Origin of the sequence: Duganella sp. Root1480D1, from assembly GCF_001427305.1 — a bacterium.
Lineage (GTDB): Bacteria > Pseudomonadota > Gammaproteobacteria > Burkholderiales > Burkholderiaceae_D > Rugamonas.
The window spans coordinates 38,895-56,513 of record NZ_LMFZ01000015.1 but is presented as its reverse complement, the minus strand read 5'-3'; the positions used below and the strand labels follow the sequence as shown (position 1 = coordinate 56,513).

At 52.2% G+C, this 17,619-nt stretch carries 22 protein-coding genes; 2 read left to right on the top strand and 20 right to left on the bottom strand.

What is annotated here, in order from left to right; translation table 11 throughout:
- Positions 1 to 491 precede the first annotated feature (491 nt).
- The 20 genes from ASD58_RS16830 to ASD58_RS30590 all read right to left on the bottom strand — a co-directional run bounded on the left by ASD58_RS16830 (position 492) and on the right by ASD58_RS30590 (position 15,743).
- Entirely contained in the window at positions 492 to 1,010 is a 519-nt protein-coding gene (locus tag ASD58_RS16830) for a hypothetical protein (RefSeq protein WP_057262328.1), read from the bottom strand.
- Positions 1,011 to 1,018: 8 nt separating this feature from the next.
- Positions 1,019 to 1,813, bottom strand: coding sequence for a DUF5984 family protein (locus ASD58_RS16825; RefSeq protein ID WP_057262327.1), 795 nt, complete (start codon positions 1,811 to 1,813; stop codon positions 1,019 to 1,021).
- A gap of 3 nt (positions 1,814 to 1,816) precedes the next feature.
- Positions 1,817 to 2,137: a DUF6678 family protein gene (locus tag ASD58_RS16820; RefSeq protein WP_057262326.1), complete on the bottom strand. Its 321-nt coding sequence runs from the start codon at positions 2,135 to 2,137 to the stop codon at positions 1,817 to 1,819.
- Positions 2,138 to 2,188: 51 nt separating this feature from the next.
- Complete coding sequence (locus ASD58_RS16815; protein ID WP_057262325.1) at positions 2,189 to 2,542, bottom strand: hypothetical protein; 354 nt, start codon at positions 2,540 to 2,542, stop codon at positions 2,189 to 2,191.
- A gap of 2 nt (positions 2,543 to 2,544) precedes the next feature.
- Positions 2,545 to 3,072, bottom strand: coding sequence for an HAD family hydrolase (locus ASD58_RS16810; RefSeq protein WP_057262324.1), 528 nt, complete (start codon positions 3,070 to 3,072; stop codon positions 2,545 to 2,547).
- On the bottom strand, positions 3,069 to 3,311 hold the full coding sequence (locus tag ASD58_RS16805; protein ID WP_057262323.1) for a hypothetical protein: 243 nt from the start codon (positions 3,309 to 3,311) through the stop codon (positions 3,069 to 3,071). The genes ASD58_RS16810 and ASD58_RS16805 overlap by 4 nt, the downstream gene beginning before the upstream one ends.
- A gap of 3 nt (positions 3,312 to 3,314) precedes the next feature.
- Positions 3,315 to 3,602, bottom strand: coding sequence for a hypothetical protein (locus ASD58_RS16800; protein ID WP_200951619.1), 288 nt, complete (start codon positions 3,600 to 3,602; stop codon positions 3,315 to 3,317).
- Positions 3,599 to 3,943 (bottom strand): hypothetical protein, encoded by a 345-nt coding sequence (locus tag ASD58_RS16795; protein ID WP_057262321.1) that lies wholly within the window; start codon positions 3,941 to 3,943, stop codon positions 3,599 to 3,601. The genes ASD58_RS16800 and ASD58_RS16795 overlap by 4 nt, the downstream gene beginning before the upstream one ends.
- 39 nt (positions 3,944 to 3,982) lie before the next feature.
- Complete coding sequence (locus tag ASD58_RS16790; RefSeq protein ID WP_229210008.1) at positions 3,983 to 4,357, bottom strand: hypothetical protein; 375 nt, start codon at positions 4,355 to 4,357, stop codon at positions 3,983 to 3,985.
- 43 nt (positions 4,358 to 4,400) lie between these two features.
- Positions 4,401 to 4,859, bottom strand: coding sequence for a 3'-5' exoribonuclease (locus tag ASD58_RS16785; protein ID WP_057262320.1), 459 nt, complete (start codon positions 4,857 to 4,859; stop codon positions 4,401 to 4,403).
- A 416-nt stretch (positions 4,860 to 5,275) separates the two neighbouring features.
- Positions 5,276 to 5,665, bottom strand: coding sequence for a hypothetical protein (locus ASD58_RS31850; RefSeq protein ID WP_057262318.1), 390 nt, complete (start codon positions 5,663 to 5,665; stop codon positions 5,276 to 5,278).
- A 67-nt stretch (positions 5,666 to 5,732) separates the two neighbouring features.
- Positions 5,733 to 6,146, bottom strand: coding sequence for a hypothetical protein (locus ASD58_RS16770; RefSeq protein ID WP_057262317.1), 414 nt, complete (start codon positions 6,144 to 6,146; stop codon positions 5,733 to 5,735).
- Positions 6,136 to 8,010, bottom strand: coding sequence for a TniQ family protein (locus ASD58_RS16765; RefSeq protein ID WP_082565467.1), 1,875 nt, complete (start codon positions 8,008 to 8,010; stop codon positions 6,136 to 6,138). Before ASD58_RS16765 ends, ASD58_RS16770 begins: the two co-directional genes overlap by 11 nt.
- On the bottom strand, positions 8,007 to 9,017 hold the full coding sequence (locus ASD58_RS16760) for a TniB family NTP-binding protein (RefSeq protein WP_057262315.1): 1,011 nt from the start codon (positions 9,015 to 9,017) through the stop codon (positions 8,007 to 8,009). The genes ASD58_RS16765 and ASD58_RS16760 overlap by 4 nt, the downstream gene beginning before the upstream one ends.
- Positions 9,014 to 10,978: a Mu transposase C-terminal domain-containing protein gene (locus ASD58_RS16755; protein WP_057262314.1), complete on the bottom strand. Its 1,965-nt coding sequence runs from the start codon at positions 10,976 to 10,978 to the stop codon at positions 9,014 to 9,016. Before ASD58_RS16755 ends, ASD58_RS16760 begins: the two co-directional genes overlap by 4 nt.
- The gene (locus ASD58_RS16750; RefSeq protein WP_057262313.1) at positions 10,975 to 11,190 is read right to left on the bottom strand and encodes a hypothetical protein; all 216 of its coding nucleotides are present in this window, start codon (positions 11,188 to 11,190) and stop codon (positions 10,975 to 10,977) included. Before ASD58_RS16750 ends, ASD58_RS16755 begins: the two co-directional genes overlap by 4 nt.
- Positions 11,187 to 11,975, bottom strand: a complete 789-nt coding sequence (locus tag ASD58_RS31285) for a hypothetical protein (RefSeq protein WP_156401321.1) — start codon at positions 11,973 to 11,975, stop codon at positions 11,187 to 11,189. Before ASD58_RS31285 ends, ASD58_RS16750 begins: the two co-directional genes overlap by 4 nt.
- Before the next feature lie 1,012 nt (positions 11,976 to 12,987).
- A complete protein-coding gene (locus tag ASD58_RS16730; protein ID WP_057262309.1) occupies positions 12,988 to 14,196 on the bottom strand; it encodes a hypothetical protein in 1,209 nt (402 codons plus the stop codon).
- A gap of 76 nt (positions 14,197 to 14,272) precedes the next feature.
- The gene (locus ASD58_RS16725; protein WP_057262308.1) at positions 14,273 to 14,554 is read right to left on the bottom strand and encodes a hypothetical protein; all 282 of its coding nucleotides are present in this window, start codon (positions 14,552 to 14,554) and stop codon (positions 14,273 to 14,275) included.
- Positions 14,555 to 14,783: 229 nt separating this feature from the next.
- Positions 14,784 to 15,743, bottom strand: coding sequence for a YafY family protein (locus ASD58_RS30590; protein WP_082565466.1), 960 nt, complete (start codon positions 15,741 to 15,743; stop codon positions 14,784 to 14,786).
- A gap of 121 nt (positions 15,744 to 15,864) precedes the next feature.
- On the opposite strand from ASD58_RS30590, the gene ASD58_RS16720 reads away from it, so the two are divergent.
- Both ASD58_RS16720 and ASD58_RS16715 read left to right on the top strand, forming a co-directional pair.
- Positions 15,865 to 16,782: a ComEC/Rec2 family competence protein gene (locus ASD58_RS16720; RefSeq protein WP_057262307.1), complete on the top strand. Its 918-nt coding sequence runs from the start codon at positions 15,865 to 15,867 to the stop codon at positions 16,780 to 16,782.
- The gene (locus tag ASD58_RS16715) at positions 16,779 to 17,594 is read left to right on the top strand and encodes a hypothetical protein (RefSeq protein WP_057262306.1); all 816 of its coding nucleotides are present in this window, start codon (positions 16,779 to 16,781) and stop codon (positions 17,592 to 17,594) included. The genes ASD58_RS16720 and ASD58_RS16715 overlap by 4 nt, the downstream gene beginning before the upstream one ends.
- Positions 17,595 to 17,619: the final 25 nt, after the last annotated feature.

Below are 17,619 nucleotides of genomic sequence, written 5' to 3'. Positions count from 1 at the left end.
GATGTCGATTCCGAGGCGACAACTGCATTTCGCGACGCGCCAGGCCCTTGGCCAGGTTCCAATCAAAGCGATTGAATTACCCGACAAGTAGTCTGACACGGGGGGGGTTTGGCTATCGAAGTCTTGGGGGAAGAAGGTAAGCTCACAAAATACTCGATCGGTCTCAACCCAGTGAAAATAGGCTTGGATATGCTCAGGGTTTCGACCACCACTCCAGACAGTGCTCAGTGATCCCATTGGCTGCCGAAGAATGCTTTGCATTGCGGCGCTTGGGACTTCATCACCATCACCTTTTATCGCTTGCGCCAATGTCCAAGATGACTCCAGAAGCTCCAGAACACCAATGGCTCCGGATGTAGATATGTTCTCTGCGAAGTTGATATCTCTGCACGAACCATCACAGTCCAGGAGTGCGGCCTCAACGCTGCGGAGGATGGGGGCATCTAGGTTCATTGGAGACTTCTTGTCAACGTGGAGGTCAGCTTGTGCCGCTATCGGCATTGAGCTTCGATGCCCTGAACAAACAGCGGAAACTCTGCTTGCGCGTCTTGCAGCACCTGCGTAGCAGTGCGGGCAGGAGGTGCGTTCCTAAGAGCGAACGATTCCAACTCGGGCTGCGAAACGCGAGGCGCATCTGAATATGATGCAGCTTCGTAGGGACCTATCCCCGCTGCCAGAAGCCAAAGATAGTCGTAGAAATTGCGAGCCACAACTGCGGTTTCACCTTCAGAACCCAAGAATACAACCGGCTGCGCTAACAAGTCAGAGCCGGGGCGCACTGTCCAGAAGGCGACATACCCACCTGTGCCATCTTGACCAAACACACGGAACTTCGAAGCATCCGCATTTGGATTGCCGGTCCAAGCCTGGAACCAGTGAGCCGTATCTTCGATCGACATGAACGTATCATGGGGCTCAAAATCGATGCCGTCGCCGTCCGCATATTCGAATGGCAGTTGATTAGCCAGACTCACCAACTCTGGCAAGACATCATTTTCATTCAACGACATTGATACTCCTATTCAGTTTCGATGTTCCTGGCAGCGGAAATTGCCAGAATTGCTCGCTCAACTTCATCCCACGGTGTGCTGACGATATTGCTAAGGGCAAGTTTAAATGCGTTCTGACGTTCCTCATGTTCAGCCTGCAGTTGCTGAAGATCGATGCGTATTTCTGGAGGAAGTGCTCCTGAGACCACCTGGCTAATGCGAACTGCCATCTGTTCGATGAGCCTGAAATGGAAAGACTCAATCTCCTTGATGAATTCATCGCGTGGAATCTGGAGATGGCCCTGAACTGCTGTCCAAGCGAGCTTGCCATCAATGACTTTTTGGCTGTTATCCCACTCAATGCGCACGTTTTTCTCGTCAGACCACATCAAGATATTGGCTGATGGCGACAAGTATGCAGAGTCGAGAAATCGGTTATGCGACAGTGAGCCAGCAAGATCAGTTAGTCGCCAGTATTCATCCTCATCAAGCCAACTGGCCTGGTCGTTCGCCCAGCGAGAACGCTTAGCTTCCCATGCATGTCCAGAATCCCCTGAAAGGTACTGGACCAATGCGGGCGGAACTGGCTCCATGATTGATGGGAGCATGTCGAGGATGTCCTCATGAAGGCGAACGATCTGGTAATCGCAATATTGGCCTGCACCTACCGTGCGGGCATGTTCACTATATTCAAACAGCGATGTCTTGCCGAGGTCGATCCAATATTGACCATCGGTTAGACCAAACCACGATAGGCTAAGATTGTGCGGTTCTCCCCAAGGAATCACGTCCTTGAGCGGAGTCAATTGGAAATTAATTCGCATTGGTCATCCCAGGTAGTGCATCTCGACCCCAGCATCCATGTACCCATAGATCCGAAATCCGCCTTCAACGCGTGTCCCCGGCACGTGAACCTTCACAAGTTGGGCGAGAACGGCTTGCTCTTGCAAGGGATTTTCAATCGCGATTTCGACCCATTTTATGAACTTATAACCGCCAGCGTGGAAGTGATGGAACCATTCGCCATCCCATTCAGAAAGATGACCGTTCTCGGCGTCGAGCGTCCTCCACTTCGGTGAGTTCTCACCTAGTTCAAACATCGCCAAGCGGAGTTCGTCCCATTTTGTGTTATTCATTACAGGATGCATCGAATGTTCTTCTCAATGTTGTGAGCGGTTCGCCTGTGGCTATACTGAGCCCTACTCAACCTCATAGCATGCGTCCAGGCCACGCCAACTGCAAGCGTCGAGTACCTCACCAGCTTGCGCCATAACTTCATTCCAAGCAGGCGTCGACATTAGCTTATCTGCCGAGTCGGGAAGGAGCGGCAACTTCGTCTCGTAGAAGTCATTGAAATGCTTCATTAAATTAAGTTCCTCTATCGAAAATTCTCTAGCGAAGTGCTCATCATTCGGGTGGTAAAAGTCGTCAAACCATTGATTCACCAATTCATGGGCGACATTGACCGGGGCCATTCGTATGTATTCGAGTTGTTCGACTTTCGAAGCAATCAGGTTTAGCAAATTGATGATGTTGACGCGATGCGGCCCCATGGCTATTCCCCAAAATCTTCAGAATCATCAGCGACTGCTACTTGTCCTACGCGACGAAGCAGATCATCGGCCAATGCCAGAAGTTCTACGTCATCTTGCTTCCCCATGAAAGGTGCAATTCCAAGATGATTCCTTGGCTGTCGCGCAATCTTCTCAGGGGAGTCGTCAACAATAATGATCTGCTCGACCTCGTACCCTTGGCTTTGAACTTTTCGCAGGTCTTTGATATAGACGTAGCCGTTCGACTGGGGATGAACTCGTTGGACGCATCGGTCGATGGCCCAAGCAAATTTCACCTCGACCTGAGTGCCGAACACGTTCTCCACCACGACATCAACGTATTCACGCGATGACGACGACCATACTGCGATGTCGTAGACCTGGCAAACCTGGGACAAAAGCTCTTTCAGGAAAGGACGTTTGTAGACGTGATACCCATGCCAAACAAAATCGGCTGGGTGTGGGAGCGACTCAGTCCTCGCATGTATGAGTGTTTCGTCCAGGTCAAAAATCAGTAGCTTGCGCTTCATTGCTTCACCAGTTCGAGATCGACGTCCTCCGGGCTAAACGCCATTAACCACTGAGTGATGCCGTTACCGTCGCTGCATTCGAACTCATAGCCGGGAGGCGAAGTATAGACTTCGATAATCGTGGCGACATCGCCAATGGCCGGGGCGCGCAAATTGAATGCATCATCAAGCGCACCTATTGCCGCTCGTACTTCTAGCACGCGGACCACATCATACTGTTCGAATTTCTTTGTCTTCATTGCCTACTTCGAAAACTGGACTTCAACTTCGAGCGCGTCTGACTTCAGGAACTTAGATACCTGTATCTGGGCATTCGGAACGATGCTCGGATACTCGTCGTCCAAGTAGGCGGATACTTCCGCCTCCGGCCAAGGCCCCAACGAAGCCTTATAGTCTTCAAATTCTTCCTGTATGACTCGCCAGTCCTGGTAGTCCTTTTTCGACAGAAGAAGGCTCGACTCCGTGAAAATTATGTGCAGCATCGTTGTTGTCGTTTCTGGATTGCTTGATGATGGGGTCTGGTTGCTCATTGGCCCTGGGCTTCCTGCCAGCCGGCGTCGATACGTTCGATGACCTTCCCCGAGGCGAAAAATCCACCATCCCATAGTTTAAACCTCACGCCAGGTATCACCACATCGACGAAGAGCTCCGGAGCGATTACGACGCATCGTACGACCGCTACTTCATCCTTTTCAAACACTGCAGCGGAATCGACCCACATTCCGACAGTATTGAGTCCATCTACTCCGTCCATCCGCATTGGGACGCGTCGGTGCAGCGTTTCGTCGAATACGAAATTTCTCCGACGGTCTTCTCCATGCTCCTCGAAATGGAACTTGATCTCGGCGACAAATTGTGGAATAGGTGGCATACGCAGGGGGCTTATACGGCGCAATAAAATTCCTTGTAATTACACGTCGTAGCTGAACGTCGTGACCTGGAGCTCTGGCTCGACCCACAGACGAAATCCGTAAGGGGCCGGCCGGGTGTTGTCGTATCGTCCGGAGAACATATTGGCAGCTGCGAACTCAATGAATTTTCCGTCCTTAGCACTCACGACCCTTGCCCCAGGGCTGTTTAGAAGATTGAGAAGGACAATGGGGGTGCTCACTCCTGCGCATCGAACCGCAAGCTCAACGTCGCCGGCAAGCGGCCAAATCATCAGTGACACGGTCAACGGGCTGCGATCGACTTGATAACTGTAGGAGATTCCATCCTCCTCCTCGATGGGAATGACCCCAAGGGCATCAAGAAAATCTAGCGGTTCCCAAGAAAACTCTGGCATGCAAAATCCAATGAAGTAAGGCGGTCCGTTCGAATCGGAAAATTTATGCACGTTCCCTAAACGCATAGCAATTTGCTTTTGCGTCGTTCAGTGCATGGTGTTCAGGCAATCCTGTTTGCTTATGGTAGTCGTACCGGAGTAGTTCGCTAATACGGTCATCGACAAGGCGCGGTTCACACCATGCAGGGAGTTGCCCCTGAAGTGCTTCGTTCAACAAAGTCCAATCAATTGCCGAATCATAACAAATTACCAAGCCCTCGCTTCGCGGTTTAACTAGCCGCAGCCAATCATCCAACCTCCTGAATAGCTCGCTTTCAGACATTTGAGCATATGGGTCATGACCGAGCAATGGAAGTACAACCTCCTGAACAAATTGGCTGCAGTCCTTCTTGTGATACGGCAGCTCGGCATAGAACTCTTCCCCTGTTTCTGCAACGAGGCCCAGGCTCACTAGTCTAGGTTCAAGAAGATCTGTGAACTCAGTGTCGATGAAAATATTCATAGCAAGGACCGGTCCTCGTTCTGAAAGAGTCGCAGCCATTCATCCATGGAGATAAAGGTCTCCTCAGCCTGGTCATGAAAATATATCCAGCCGCCGCACGCTTTGCTTAGTTCGATGAGGTCTTCTCGGTGTTCTGAGCTGAGTGGGAACTGACCGTACTTAAAGGGCCCATTGAGGACCAACCGCCACAGTGCGAATTCCAGTCCGTCCATCCAGGAAGCGCAATAGGCGGCCTCGGATAGACACGACATGTAATTTGCCAGTTCCAATTGCGTAGGGGTTAGGTCACTCAGCATGATGTAAGCGCTGGCTTAGAGGTCAAAAATGGTTCCATGGAAAATGGGCATGTGTGATTGATTCTTTAAACTTTTCAATGATGTTCCCAGCCTTTTGATGGCATGAAGTGCTTCAACCGATCACTCTTTGCGTCGCAAAATCATCGTGCCCGCTGAGGCTGTGATGATTTCAAGATCGTCATCTACGTTCCATCCGATCCGAGCCAGTAAGTCGATTGGAAAAACGATAATCGCATCTCCTGTCCCATCGCCAGCATCCTCGATCACCACTTGCCAGACTTTTCGCGGTTCTGGCAAATGCTTTCTTAGGATCGCCAGGAGCTCGTGATCTGCATCTGGCAATGCCAACCATTGAGCGCACCAGGTGTCGGAATAATGCGCCCAGGCCAATACGATTTCGTCATCGTCGACCTGGATGCCTGCGGTACTTAGGCACCGTCGCATACGCTCCACCGAGTCCGAAAACTGAATAGCTAGATCCAGTCGTTCGCTATGAGTCGGAATCGCCATAAAGCCTCCGAAAGAGTCGAGTGCTCATGCCCGTCCCCTCATTCCACAGGACGTGCGCAAAAGTTCCTCAGGCCACATAGGTGCTCCTGTACTTTTCGGCGGCCTGAAGTAGTTCTTCGCGTCGATTCAATACGTCTTTCGGCGCCACAGGAGACTTGCCGGCATCGTCAAGTGGGATCCAGCCATTGGGGAAATGGAACCAGGCTGCGATCGCCCAGCTTTCCACCAGCACCAGGCGCACTAGAATCTCTCTGACGACAGGTAATGGTTCAAGATGTGCATTGAACTGGTAACGTGCGAAATAATGTGCGCCGTCTCGCTCAACGCTAAAGATGCGCCGTTGCCGTTCCAATTCATATGCAGAATGGCCAGACCGCATGTCCTGCAACTGACGGTCAAGTTCTTCGGCCGTAAGCCAGTCATCGCTATGAAAAATGAGATCCTGCGTTGTCCGCAGCTTTTCTGGGCCTTTAGTCGACATGTTCGCCTCTCGAGGTTTCATTGGATTTGCGCGAGATGCTACCGACCAGGCCAGCCAGTCGCCCTAGGTCGGAAATACGAATCAGGCCGCCGCGTGCCGCACCATCTGCTTCGTGCGTTTGGCCGACGATGACAATTCCCTTACTTTCCAGGTGTCTGGTCACGGCCGAACCCTTGCTTCCCATTGCAGCTGCAATTTCGGAGACCGGAATCCATTTGCGACGGAAGTTCGCCAGGCCTTCCACAGTCACGACACGTGAACGTCGCCCCTGCAAGATGACAGTTTCTGACTCGAGCAAGTTCTGATGGGTCCAGCCGGCGATGCTGTGATACTTCCAGCCAGTAGCCTGCGCCAGCTGGCTTAATGTGAGGCCTTCGTCCAATGCCGCTGCTCCCAGGTACTGCATCACTTCGTCAGCTGGGAAAAGGAACCCTGCCAGTCCCTCATTTTCACTTCGTCCGGTCGGTTTGAGATCGCCAGAGAAAATCGCCCGATAGATGCGAACCAAGGCTTTCAAGTCGACCGTCCTACGCGCATCGATCTGGTCAAGCCGGAACGTTCGCCGCGTGGCTCTTGCCTGGATGGCGCCCCCCAAGTATTCGCGTAAGCCGATCAATTGCTCCTTATCGAATGGACCGGCCTTGAACACGGTCTGAGCCCATTCTTGGTCAGGCGTGACGATATCCGCATTGACGAGGTGTCGCAGAACCGACTTCGGAACGCCCAGGAAAGCGCATGCATCTGCGGGAGTCATCCAACTGGCGCGTAACTGACGTGCTGTTTCGCATTGTTCGCGAGAAATCATGTGCACCGCGTAGTTGATGCCTTCGCAGCCCGTCCGAACGTGGATTTGTTTGCGCTCGATGGCTTCTTGAAGCGCAGGCTTACTTACGCCGATCAACTTTGCTGCCTCAGCGACCCCGAGATATTGCCGGCGTCGTTCCGGCGAAGGCGATAGGCCAGCTTGGCCGCGCATGAAACCATCGAAATTATCAAAAACGGCGTCTGAGAAGATCTCCCAGATGACAGGAAAAGCCCCAGACTTCTTGCAGATTTGCTCGAGTGACCTGTACCAGGAGCCAAGCCTTCCATGCAGATTGAACGCATCTTGATTGCCGGCGGCGAAGCGCGCCTTGATGTGCGTGGTAAGTCGAGGATGCAGGTCCTCGAGTATTTCGAGAATAGGCTGAATCAACGTAGCGGCATCGTCGATAGTCTTCGGCCGGATAGCGGAGCCAGGTTTGATCTTGATTTTTGGGTCAGAGCGAATCGACATATGGAATATCAGATCAGCGAGGTGGCGATAGTCGTCCTCATTGCCAATTTCGTCTACGAACCTTATTGACCGCATGTCACCAACCATGCGGGCGCTTGACCAGCTCTGAATCGGTGTAGCTTCTGTTGGACTGGCATTACGTAAATCAAAGCCGCAGTCGCAGGTCGCAATGCCCGCCCTAGTCGTCTTCAGCATTTCGTGGCACTGTGGGCAGCGATCAATGAGCATGCATTGGTGCTCTGGACACGCTACGACCAGGCAATGCGACCATACTTTCTTCAAACGCTCTGCCTCCTGGAGGCACTGGACACATACAGGCTCATACATCGTGCGCTCGTAGAAGTTTTCCGCCAATTGTTGCGACTGTTTTGGGGATGCGGAGTGAACTTTGCTTGCAGGGACACCCAAGGAATTTAAGATTGCGTCAATGTCGTTCACCAGTGCTGCATTGGTGAATTTGAAACCTGCAGCTTGAACTAGCTCGCGTGAACCTGGGTAGCCGTTACCTATGGCAAGGCGGCGCAAATACCCACGCAGGCTTTCACCTGCCACTTGGTCTGGAACGTAAAGTAATCCGGTCACGCTCATGCCTCCTCTTGATGGGGATGAGCACCCGTACGGTCGGGGTGAGGGTGAAGTTGATCTAAGATCACGTCGTACAGGGCAAGCTCTGAACTGAAAACCTCCATCAGATGATGGTCGTCAATTTTGTCCTGCTGGAACGGCTTTGCATAACCGTTGCCTGGTAGATTTCGTGTCAAGCTAGCTTCGCGACAAAGGTCGCGAGTAATTTCACAAGGTGCGGGCGCAATTGTGGCAAGCGATGCGAAGAAGGCTGCGAGTAGACCGATATGTCCGGCGCTGGCCGCGTAGCAGTGGCGAACCATGTTATCGAACGGCATCGTGAAAGTGCAGCCGTGCTCCTCGAATTCTGAAATGTATGCGGCAACGCAGTTTGCAAAGGCCTTTCGATGTTTTGCATCATCGTATCGGTAAGGTGAGAAGAAGATGGGTTTTCCGACGCGGTTACGCAGTTGCGGATTGTCGTCAATCAGACGCGCCAATCGTGGCACACCAGCCAGCACAATGCCTACGTTCACAGCATTCTTATAGAGCACCTTGAACCAATCTGAGGCGGCTGCAGAAACAATCCTGGCGCCCCGCTCGACTAGGTGGTTGGCTTCGTCAAAGATAATTACACGTACGTTTGCCAACTTCAGCTGCTTAAGCATGAATTGCTTCAGGCTGTCTTCGTTTTTCATGCTTTCCGGGACAGGAACGCCAGTTGCGCGGATAACGGCTTTGTCGAGGGCCTTAGCGCCCCCACCGGAAGGCACGTCTACTAGCAGCACTGGGATGCTCCGTCGGCCGCCTTCTGAAACTGGAGGATATTTGCGCGTTATCGTTTCAAGGACCTCACTCTTTCCGCAGCGCGACGGGCCAATGAGCATCTCGAAGCACGGATTGAAGCCCCGTAGCGTATCCTGGACACAGCGGTCAACCTGCGTCAGGACGTCAGTAAAGATCAAGTGATCGAAGATCGTTGTTTGGACGTTCTCGCGGATTAACTCGCCGGCTCTAGTTGCATGCTTCATTTGGTGGCCCTTCCAGATTTTTTGTGTTTAACGAGTGGTTCAACTGCATCAGCAGCAACAAAGGTGTCGAACGATGGGTCAAGTGCGGAATTACGTTTGAGTGGATTCTCTTCGGCCCGTGCCTGCGCTTGCTTTTCACGCTCGTCGTCAAACGTTGCTTTCCGATCAGCGTCTTTGGTCTGTTTCTTGGACGGCTTCCCAGTCGATCGCGCAATAACGTCACTCTTGAACTGTGCTCTGAATGGCGACGGATTGTGCGCGGCACGCTTCTCTTTCTTGCGCTGTTTTGCGACGTCAAAGGAATATGCCGGGGTGTTGCTATCCACCTCGGAATTGACCAATTCAACCCACTCCCGAGTCTCTTTATCAGGAACGTAAATGGTCCGGAAATCGTGCGGGTTGTAAAAGAAATCTACCTTGTGATCAGGACCATACTGGTGGATCAAGTGAGGGAGATTCTCGCCCCGGAACGTGAACCGCTCGAACGTGATTCCGGTCCTTGCCGATAGTGAACCGGTCGACTTCATGAAGCGCGCACGACGCCAATCTTCCTGCGTTGGGCAGAGCGGAAGTACGTTTTCGCTTTCGAATTTTGCCCAACGCTCCGCAGGCGTGACTCCTAGGCACTTGTCGACCTCGTGTTCGGCTGTTATGAACCGTTCGAGCGGAGTGTGAGCCCAGCATTCGTAGTACCAACGTGCGATCCAATGACCAATTTCTTCGAAGGTCATGAGGCTGCCGTCGTTGAAGGCATTCTTTGTCCTTTCGCCATCCTTGCCTTGGAAGCGAGTGCAGCCGGGCATTGTCTCCAGTGCTTCTTTCAGCGAACGGTTCAAGCGTTCGACAAATGGTTTGCGATGGGGACCATGGACTTCTGCCCATTGGAGGTTGGAGCCGAGGATGGTTAATCCTGCAAGGCGTGGCTTCGCGTTCTCCGTACCGTTGTCAAACACGATGTTCATTGGTAATCCATATGGATCAACCGTGAAGTTGATGCCCATCTTGGTAAGCAAGTCCGCCTTGGAAAAAATTGCTCGACCGAGACAGGAATAGGTGTCGTCTGTCGTCGGTGATGCTGACATTAGCCACCAGCCCAGTACCATTGAGGTCTCACAATCGATAGCGTGCATGAGCCATAAGTGCTCAAACTTCTTATGGCCACGCAGGTAGACAAATGGAAGCTTTACGGTGTCGATCTCAACTCGGTTGAGTGGGGCACCTGGCTTGATCCGTACTTTTGCGATGGCTTTCTTGGATTTAGCGATGCTAGGATGAAGCCGCTTGTAGTCCCCATGATCTGGGCTCCAGTTGTTCACCAAGAAGTTTCGGACATACTTTCTGCTAACCGCCTTGTCCCTGCCCAAAATTCCCTCTGCCCAAGCTATGTCATTTACAGTCTCGGTTAACTTTGGAATGGAGAATCGGGAATGCACCACGGCATAGAGATCATGGATAGCCTGGAGAACGATTTCCTTCATGCGCGGGTGATAGCGCTCCGTGCGATTTCCCCGAGCCGCGTAGTTTGGCAACATGGCGAGCAGCTCGTCGTTCCCCATCCCTGCGATGCGATAGGCCTGCCGTTCAGAGCACATCGACCGAGTTTCACCAGTCGCTAACGTAACAAGTGACTCGCTGAGTTTATTGATCGCCTTGCGAATGGAGTTTCCTTTATTGACGAGGTCGTTGATTCCCTTTCTGATGGCATCAAAGTAGAGAAACTGGGCGTAGGAAGGCCTATCTACTTCTAAATTCTTTATCCGACCTCGTGTAGCTGCGGCTGCATTGGACGTCGCTTCTCCATCCGAAAGCTTGCGGCGCAACTGCTTCAAACTCATGGATCGCATCGTTTGAGTTTCGAAGTCAAAGAGAATGACTGAGTCGCGGCCAGGGTCTAGACTTACGATTTCTAGTTCGACCCCGTTGAGCGAGATCACATCATTCTTGTTCAGTCGTCGTGTCATTTGGCGGCCTCTTCTTTGCTAAAGTTTGTGATGTGCGACGGTTCGTTGTTCGCGGTATGGATGAATAGAATTGGTCGGGGATTGAGCAGCACGCGGATCGCAGCATCGGACAAACGCATGTTTATTGATTGGCCGTTACGCTTGGTTTCCATAGCAAGGTTCGTGGCGGGGGCATGCGAAGCGCTTGTGTTGTTCCGGGGGCGATGGATCATTTCGTGTCTCCAATGAATTCCAGGACCGCGAGGTGCTCCAGGTCCCCATGAGCCAACCAGACTGGCGTGCTCGCACCGAGCGGGGCGATGGAAATGTCGGCGGCCACCACTCCATGCAGCACAAGTGCAGGAGCTTCTCGGAGTGACAGACCCGCCAACTGAGCAACGTGGCCAAGGCTCGACACTGCATCGCCCAGCCCGGTCTCGATTGCGCTCAATTGGCTTTGCGTAATGGTCTTCTTGAAGTTCCGTTGGAAGGCCGCCAAGAGATCGGCGTTGTGCACTAACGGTGCGCTTGGCGCGTATACCATGGAGATGACCTGAAAGTGATAACCACGGGCGCGAAATAGTTCTTTGGCCTTTTCAACTTTGCGCCAATATTCCTCCTTGCATGGAAAACGCGGATCTTTTACTTCCACGACGATTCGTCGTCCGTCGATTAAGTTGAAACAGAAGTCTGGTGTGTATTCGCGCTGGCGTGCGTCAGACCGATCGCGGGTCATGCGATGAAGTTTTCGTTCCTCTGGCGTGTGCAGGAGTTCTCCGGAGACCACGTCAATGGTGAACGGTTGAGGGGCATTGGAAAGAACATAAGGGTCGAGTCCTGCGAGCTGACCGATTGTCTTTTCAAGTGGACTCTCTGCTGGGCAAATTCCGCGGGCTTTCTCGCACAGATACATCTGTGCGGGGCGTCCGCCAGTCTGTCCAAGGATCCGGCTTCCTTGTTCGACGGAGCTGGGGAAACCCCGTGGTTTGCGCTTGTGAGTGGTTGCTTGGGTAAACACTTTCTTGCTTTCCTTCTGTGACGACTGCGTGCTGAGCAGTAGGTGTTAAAAATTTTGGACGAACGAGGGCCTATGCAATCGCGCATATCTCTTGGGTATAACTGCAAATTCTCAGCAGTTATACCGTCCGCCGACCATTGGGTTATGGTCGTTTTTCGGCATTAAAACACTAAAGCAATAAAAATGGAAGATGACTTAAGTCATTGATTTAATGGTATTTTTGTTGCGCGCAACGGGCTAAAAATATACTTTAAGCATGAAAAAATGACATGAAAATTCAGGGAATTATTTTTAAAAAATAAGAGATTGCTTTTTGATGGCAAGAAAACGCAATAAAACTTAAAGTTGCATAAAAGGCAATTGCTCGCCACGTCGTGCAAAATATTTTTTAGGCCACCTTCATGTGGCGTAAACGCCAAAGTTTGACGGTGGAAAAGTGCCTGAATGCACGTTTAGCGCGATGACACGACGCGCCAACGGCTGCTGAGTGACCTTGTGTTGGCTGGTGGGCGTTGCCCGGATGACGGTTGGCACGTGCAGCGAGTGCTAAACTGGATATAGTGGAAGCCGCATCCGACGGGGCAATCAGATTTGGGAAGTTTAGGAAAACTGAGCATGAAGCCGACGTTCTACTCCGAGTTCATAGCTGCCGCCAAGCAAGGGCCTCGCTTGTTCTTTGCGCCTCTAGTCGGTGCGATCAATGCCGTGCTTGATGAGCTACAACGGATTTCACCTAGCGATAGTGAAGCAAGGGCGGGAACGGAGGCATCGGCATCTAAGAGAGACAGTCTTCGCAAATAGCCAGCGCCATGTTGCGCATCAGTTGTGGCTCGCCATTGTTCGTGTGCATGGTCAGAAAGTTTCGGCTAGTCCAGCGCACTGGGCTTGGTTCTTGATGGTGAGGTGAGCGATGCTCTCGAGTCGGTGAGACGGCATCGTCTAAAACGTACGAGTTAAGGACGAAACCGATTCGATCGGGTTGAGGCGTAGGGAGTGCAAGAAGGCACAACTTCTACCCTCGTTCGTGCGGAGTCTTCCAAGCAAGGAAATCTTCGAGCGTCGGCCGCCGCCCTTCGATCCTCTTAGCCGCGTCTATGAGCATATCGAGCCGGGCTTTGCTTTCGTCGCTGGCGTCAGCTGCCTGCATAGTAACCGCTTCGATGAGCCGGTCCAAACGATCCCATCTTTCACACCGGACCAGGAGTGTCTCAAGTTCATTGCGGCTGGCCTTTTCCGCTTCTTCTCTCTTGCGTTGCAGCTCTTCTCTTCGCCATTGCTCCTGCTGCGCTTTCCATCTCATGTCTTCGGCCTCGGCGCGCTGTTTGCCAGTCGCGATGGCTTCGGCGGCTTCAGCTTCACAGGCAATCACCTCTTTGACGAGTGCAGTGACCTTCTTTAGGAAATCACCGGGATGACGTTCCTTCCATTGGCGCGACCATTGAGCAGTGTAGTAGGACGAATAGGCCCGCAGGCAAAGCCGGCCAGAAGGAATGTCTTTAACTGACCGCCAATGGAATTGCTCCCAGTGGGCGCCCTTCGGCATAACGAAGTCTGCCTCTTTGACGTACACGCCATCGCCCTTGTATCGCATTGCAGTGGCTTCAGTGATCTCGAAGATCGTCAAGCCAATCGGGGTGCCGTTGACATACAGGACGGTTTTGCGCGCCGGTCCCCACAGGTTGTTGTAGCTGGGCTGCTTCGTTGGGGCGTCTCGTGTGTCAACTTCGGGTCTGCAGACGGACTCGTTCAGCGCCGCCAAGATGATGCGATGCCCTTTGCGCTCGAAGGCATTGAAGAGCTCGTTTGCTAGCGACAACGCAGGATCAAGTGATTCCGTGGTCACGACCAGGTCGACCAAGTTGCGCTTGGCCGGCTTCAAGTAGTTGCCTTCCCTGGATAAGTTTCCTGCCAAGAAGTGAGGTTTCGCCGTGGCGATGAGATCATGCGGCCCTTTGAGCGAAGCCTTAGCGGCTGTCCGCCTCGCGGCAACCGTCGTTTCTAGCCGGGCATCAGTTGGTCCTTGAATTGCCTCGCCCCCACCCCCTGGATTCCAGGAGATTTCGTCGCCAGGTAGAGCTTCTGGCAAATCTGCTTTAGGGGCTCGCTGGCCGGCCGCAATGCGCGCCCAATAGCCGCGTTCTGGGCGTGGCACGTTGAGGCGAGTGCATACACGCGCCAAATAGCTGGATGACACCCCAAACTCTTTCGCGATCTTGAGCATCGGCTCTTGCCACACCCGGTCATACAGCTCAGATCGCGAGACCATGGCTAAGGCCAACTGAGCGCGGCTACGATGCTTAGGAAGTCGTCGTGCGGCGCCCCTTGAGCACCGACTCAGGTAACTTCAACTTGGTCGGCTCCGGCTGCGGGAACACAGGCGTTGGGATATCGCGGCCCATGACATAAAGCGCTTCCAACAGCTTGAAGATTTCTTTCTCGAAATCAAGGAATCCGATCTTCCGTCCAAAGGTCACTCTAGTTCCTTGAAGCAGCATCATCGCGTTCAGTGCCCGCGAGATGGCGCCAGTCAGGATAAGCTCGCGCTCAGCCTTGGGCATCTTAGGTTTCTGGGTTTGCATAGGACCTCCATTGACTCTGGTGAAGCGCTTGCATGTCCATACCAATCGATGAACCTAGCTTCTACGCAACTTTGGTCAATGCTAGAACACGAGTCCACCTGCGGGCGTCTATCAATCTTATACCTTCAGCTCGTTGGCTGTCATCTGGACTGCAGGTACGTTTGATTGCACTACGTCATGGGGGTACTTCCCTTGATCGGCGCGTGAATTGCTGGCGCGAACAATGCTTTTATGCTTGCCCAGGCTTAGGTAGTAGATGTTTAATTTCCTGAAGGTTCGCAATCATGATTTGACGCTCTCCCTTTTTGGGTGTCCCATCCGCTTCGAAGTTTAATGTCCTAAGCGTATAAAACAGCATCGCCCGGCGACAGGAAACTGAAACGGTCCCGTTTATCATTCCGTAGTCAATTTCTACACCATGGCGTTGATTCGGGCTTAACGACGAATCTGGCGCTAAGACGAGATCAACGAACGTATTCCATTCGTGATCCATCTCCGGATTGACCTCTGACGCAGATACATGACCGGCAGATAGGATACGTCCTAAGACGAAATCTCTAAATCCCCCTCGAAGGTGGCAGAAAGCGCGAACGTGCCAGCGAACGCCGTCGTAACCGAAGGCATGCGGACTAATAAATCGCACTTGCTCTTCCTCCCGTGCGATGGATTGGTAACTAATTTCTAATTTGCCTTGGCAAGCGATTGCACGAAGTGTAAGTGCGAGAGTGCCCGAATCGATTGTTCGTGATGGTAGCGGTATTGATGCGACAGTCGGCCTAAAAGAAAGGAAGGCCTGGTCGTCGGAAATAATGCTTCTTTCCAAAGCCAATAGCTGGGAAAGATATTGGCGCGGCCCGCTGGTATCAAAATAAGGTGCGAAGCTAGGGAGAGCTACATACGTGCGCGAGCTCTTATCGTACTCAAGGTTCTTTGGAGCGAGCTCCGTATATAGCGAAATATCAGCGGAGGCTTGAGGAACAGAGATCTTGAAAAACTCAGTTACGTCCTTCCTATTGATTTTTCCTTCCCACTGAAGGCGGAAGTCTATGAACTGAAGCCGCCGCTCCTGACTCCACTTCACGGTGCTTGTATCTGCGCCTTCAACTGGACCAGGCAAATTCCCCGTCGCGACGACGGGATCGTTAAGTTCAGGCATCTGCCCAACTGGCATGTTGCTTTTTCGTGGCATGGTGTGCGTATAGTTAGTTGACGCGTCTATAAAGTATGCGTATAGTTAGTGTACTGGTAAAGCACTAACAAGCGCAAGCTTCAGTCCGTCGCGTGCGCAATAAAGTCCAAAAAGGGTGACTATGTCTATCGTAAAAAGTTTCTCTGTTGCCAACGGCGACATGTTCTACATTCAACACAATTCCGATAACTTCACTATTATCGACTGCAACCTCAATGCAGACACGGTCGAAGAACGTATCAAGGATTTGAAAAAGGCGTCGCAAGGCAAGGGCATCACGCGCTTCATTTCGACTCATCCGGACCAAGATCATATTGGTGGCATCGAACTGCTGGACGCAAAAATGCCGATCAGCAACTTCTACGTCGTCAAGAATGGTGCAATCAAGCCGGAGGAGACCGAATCGTTCAAGCACTATTGCAAACTGCGGGACGACGCGGAAAAAGCGTACTACATCCAAAAGGGTTCCACTCGTAAGTGGATGAACATCGGCGACGAGAAACGTGATAACTCAGGTATCAGTATCCTCTGGCCCGATGTCAAAAATGCAGACTTCCAAGAAGCGCTGGAGGAAAGCAATGCGGGTAAGAGCTACAACAATATTTCCTCGATCATCCGCTACAAGCTTGCTGACGGCGCCAGTTTCTTGTGGCTCGGCGACCTGGAGACGGACTTTATGGAAAAAATCACCGACCACGTTGATTTGACGAAAACGACGGTCGTTTTCGCTCCCCATCATGGCCGCAAGTCCGGGAAGATTCCAGAATCGTGGCTGAAGAAATTAGATCCACAACTCATCGTCGTAGGTGAGGCGCCATCGCAGCACCTTAACTATTACTCCGGTTACAAAACCATCACTCAGAACTCGGCTGGTGATATCACGATGGAATGCGTAGGTGACAAAGTTCACTTCTATGTGTCTGAGCCCGGTTACAGCCACAACGGGCTGGTCAACGAGAACATGAATACCTTTGATAACTATATTGGTAGCTTGACGGTGAAAGGCGAACAAGCAGAAGCCATGAAGGAGGCAGCATGAAGCTGTTCGAAATCAATTGGACTGCCATCTTCGATAAGCTGCTGGATCCGTATGAGGTGAAGGCGCGTCTCTTCCCAGGTCTGTTGGTTCTGCTTCCTGCGATCCTGTATTTCGTTTTGTTGCATGGGAGTAAGAGCCCGGTGGTTGTGAGTTTGGGAACTGTATTGGCGACGTGCGGTGGTCCATATTTGCTTTCGAACTTCGTTCGAACCTGGGGGCAGCGCGTGCAGGAGCGTCTGTTCCGAGACTGGGGTGGACAGCCATCAACGATAATGCTACGTCACCGTGATTCAACTTTGTCTCAGCCGACAAAGTTGAAGTATCACGCGTTGGCGTTGGGTACGTTGGGTATTCCAATGCCAAGTGCCCAGGATGAGGAATCTAATCCAGATGCGGCTGATCAAAGCTATGCGGCCGCTGCGGACGCGCTGCGCCCGCTTACAAACGACAAGAAAAAGTTTCCCTTCGTCTTCAAAGAGCTTGTGGCGTACGGATTCAATCGCAACGCTTATGGCGCCCGCTGGGTCGGGCTTGGCGTCTGCATTGCTTCCGCATGGGCTACTTTGACACATGCGAACGCCATACGACACGACTCTCCATATCTTAACGTGACGCAGATTGGCAATGCGCATGCAGTAGTGTTGTTGATTGCGTTTGGAGTTGCACTCCTCTGGTCGGTACACTTTACCGCTGATACGGTGCGGATTTCCGGACTTAGCTATTCGCGGAGGCTTTGGGAGGCGTTGGAAAAAATCCCGAAGAAACCCGTAAGGAAAACGCGTGCGACATTCGAGGCTGGCGCTCGAAACTAAAGGCGCATCGCAGAAGCGGTCAGCC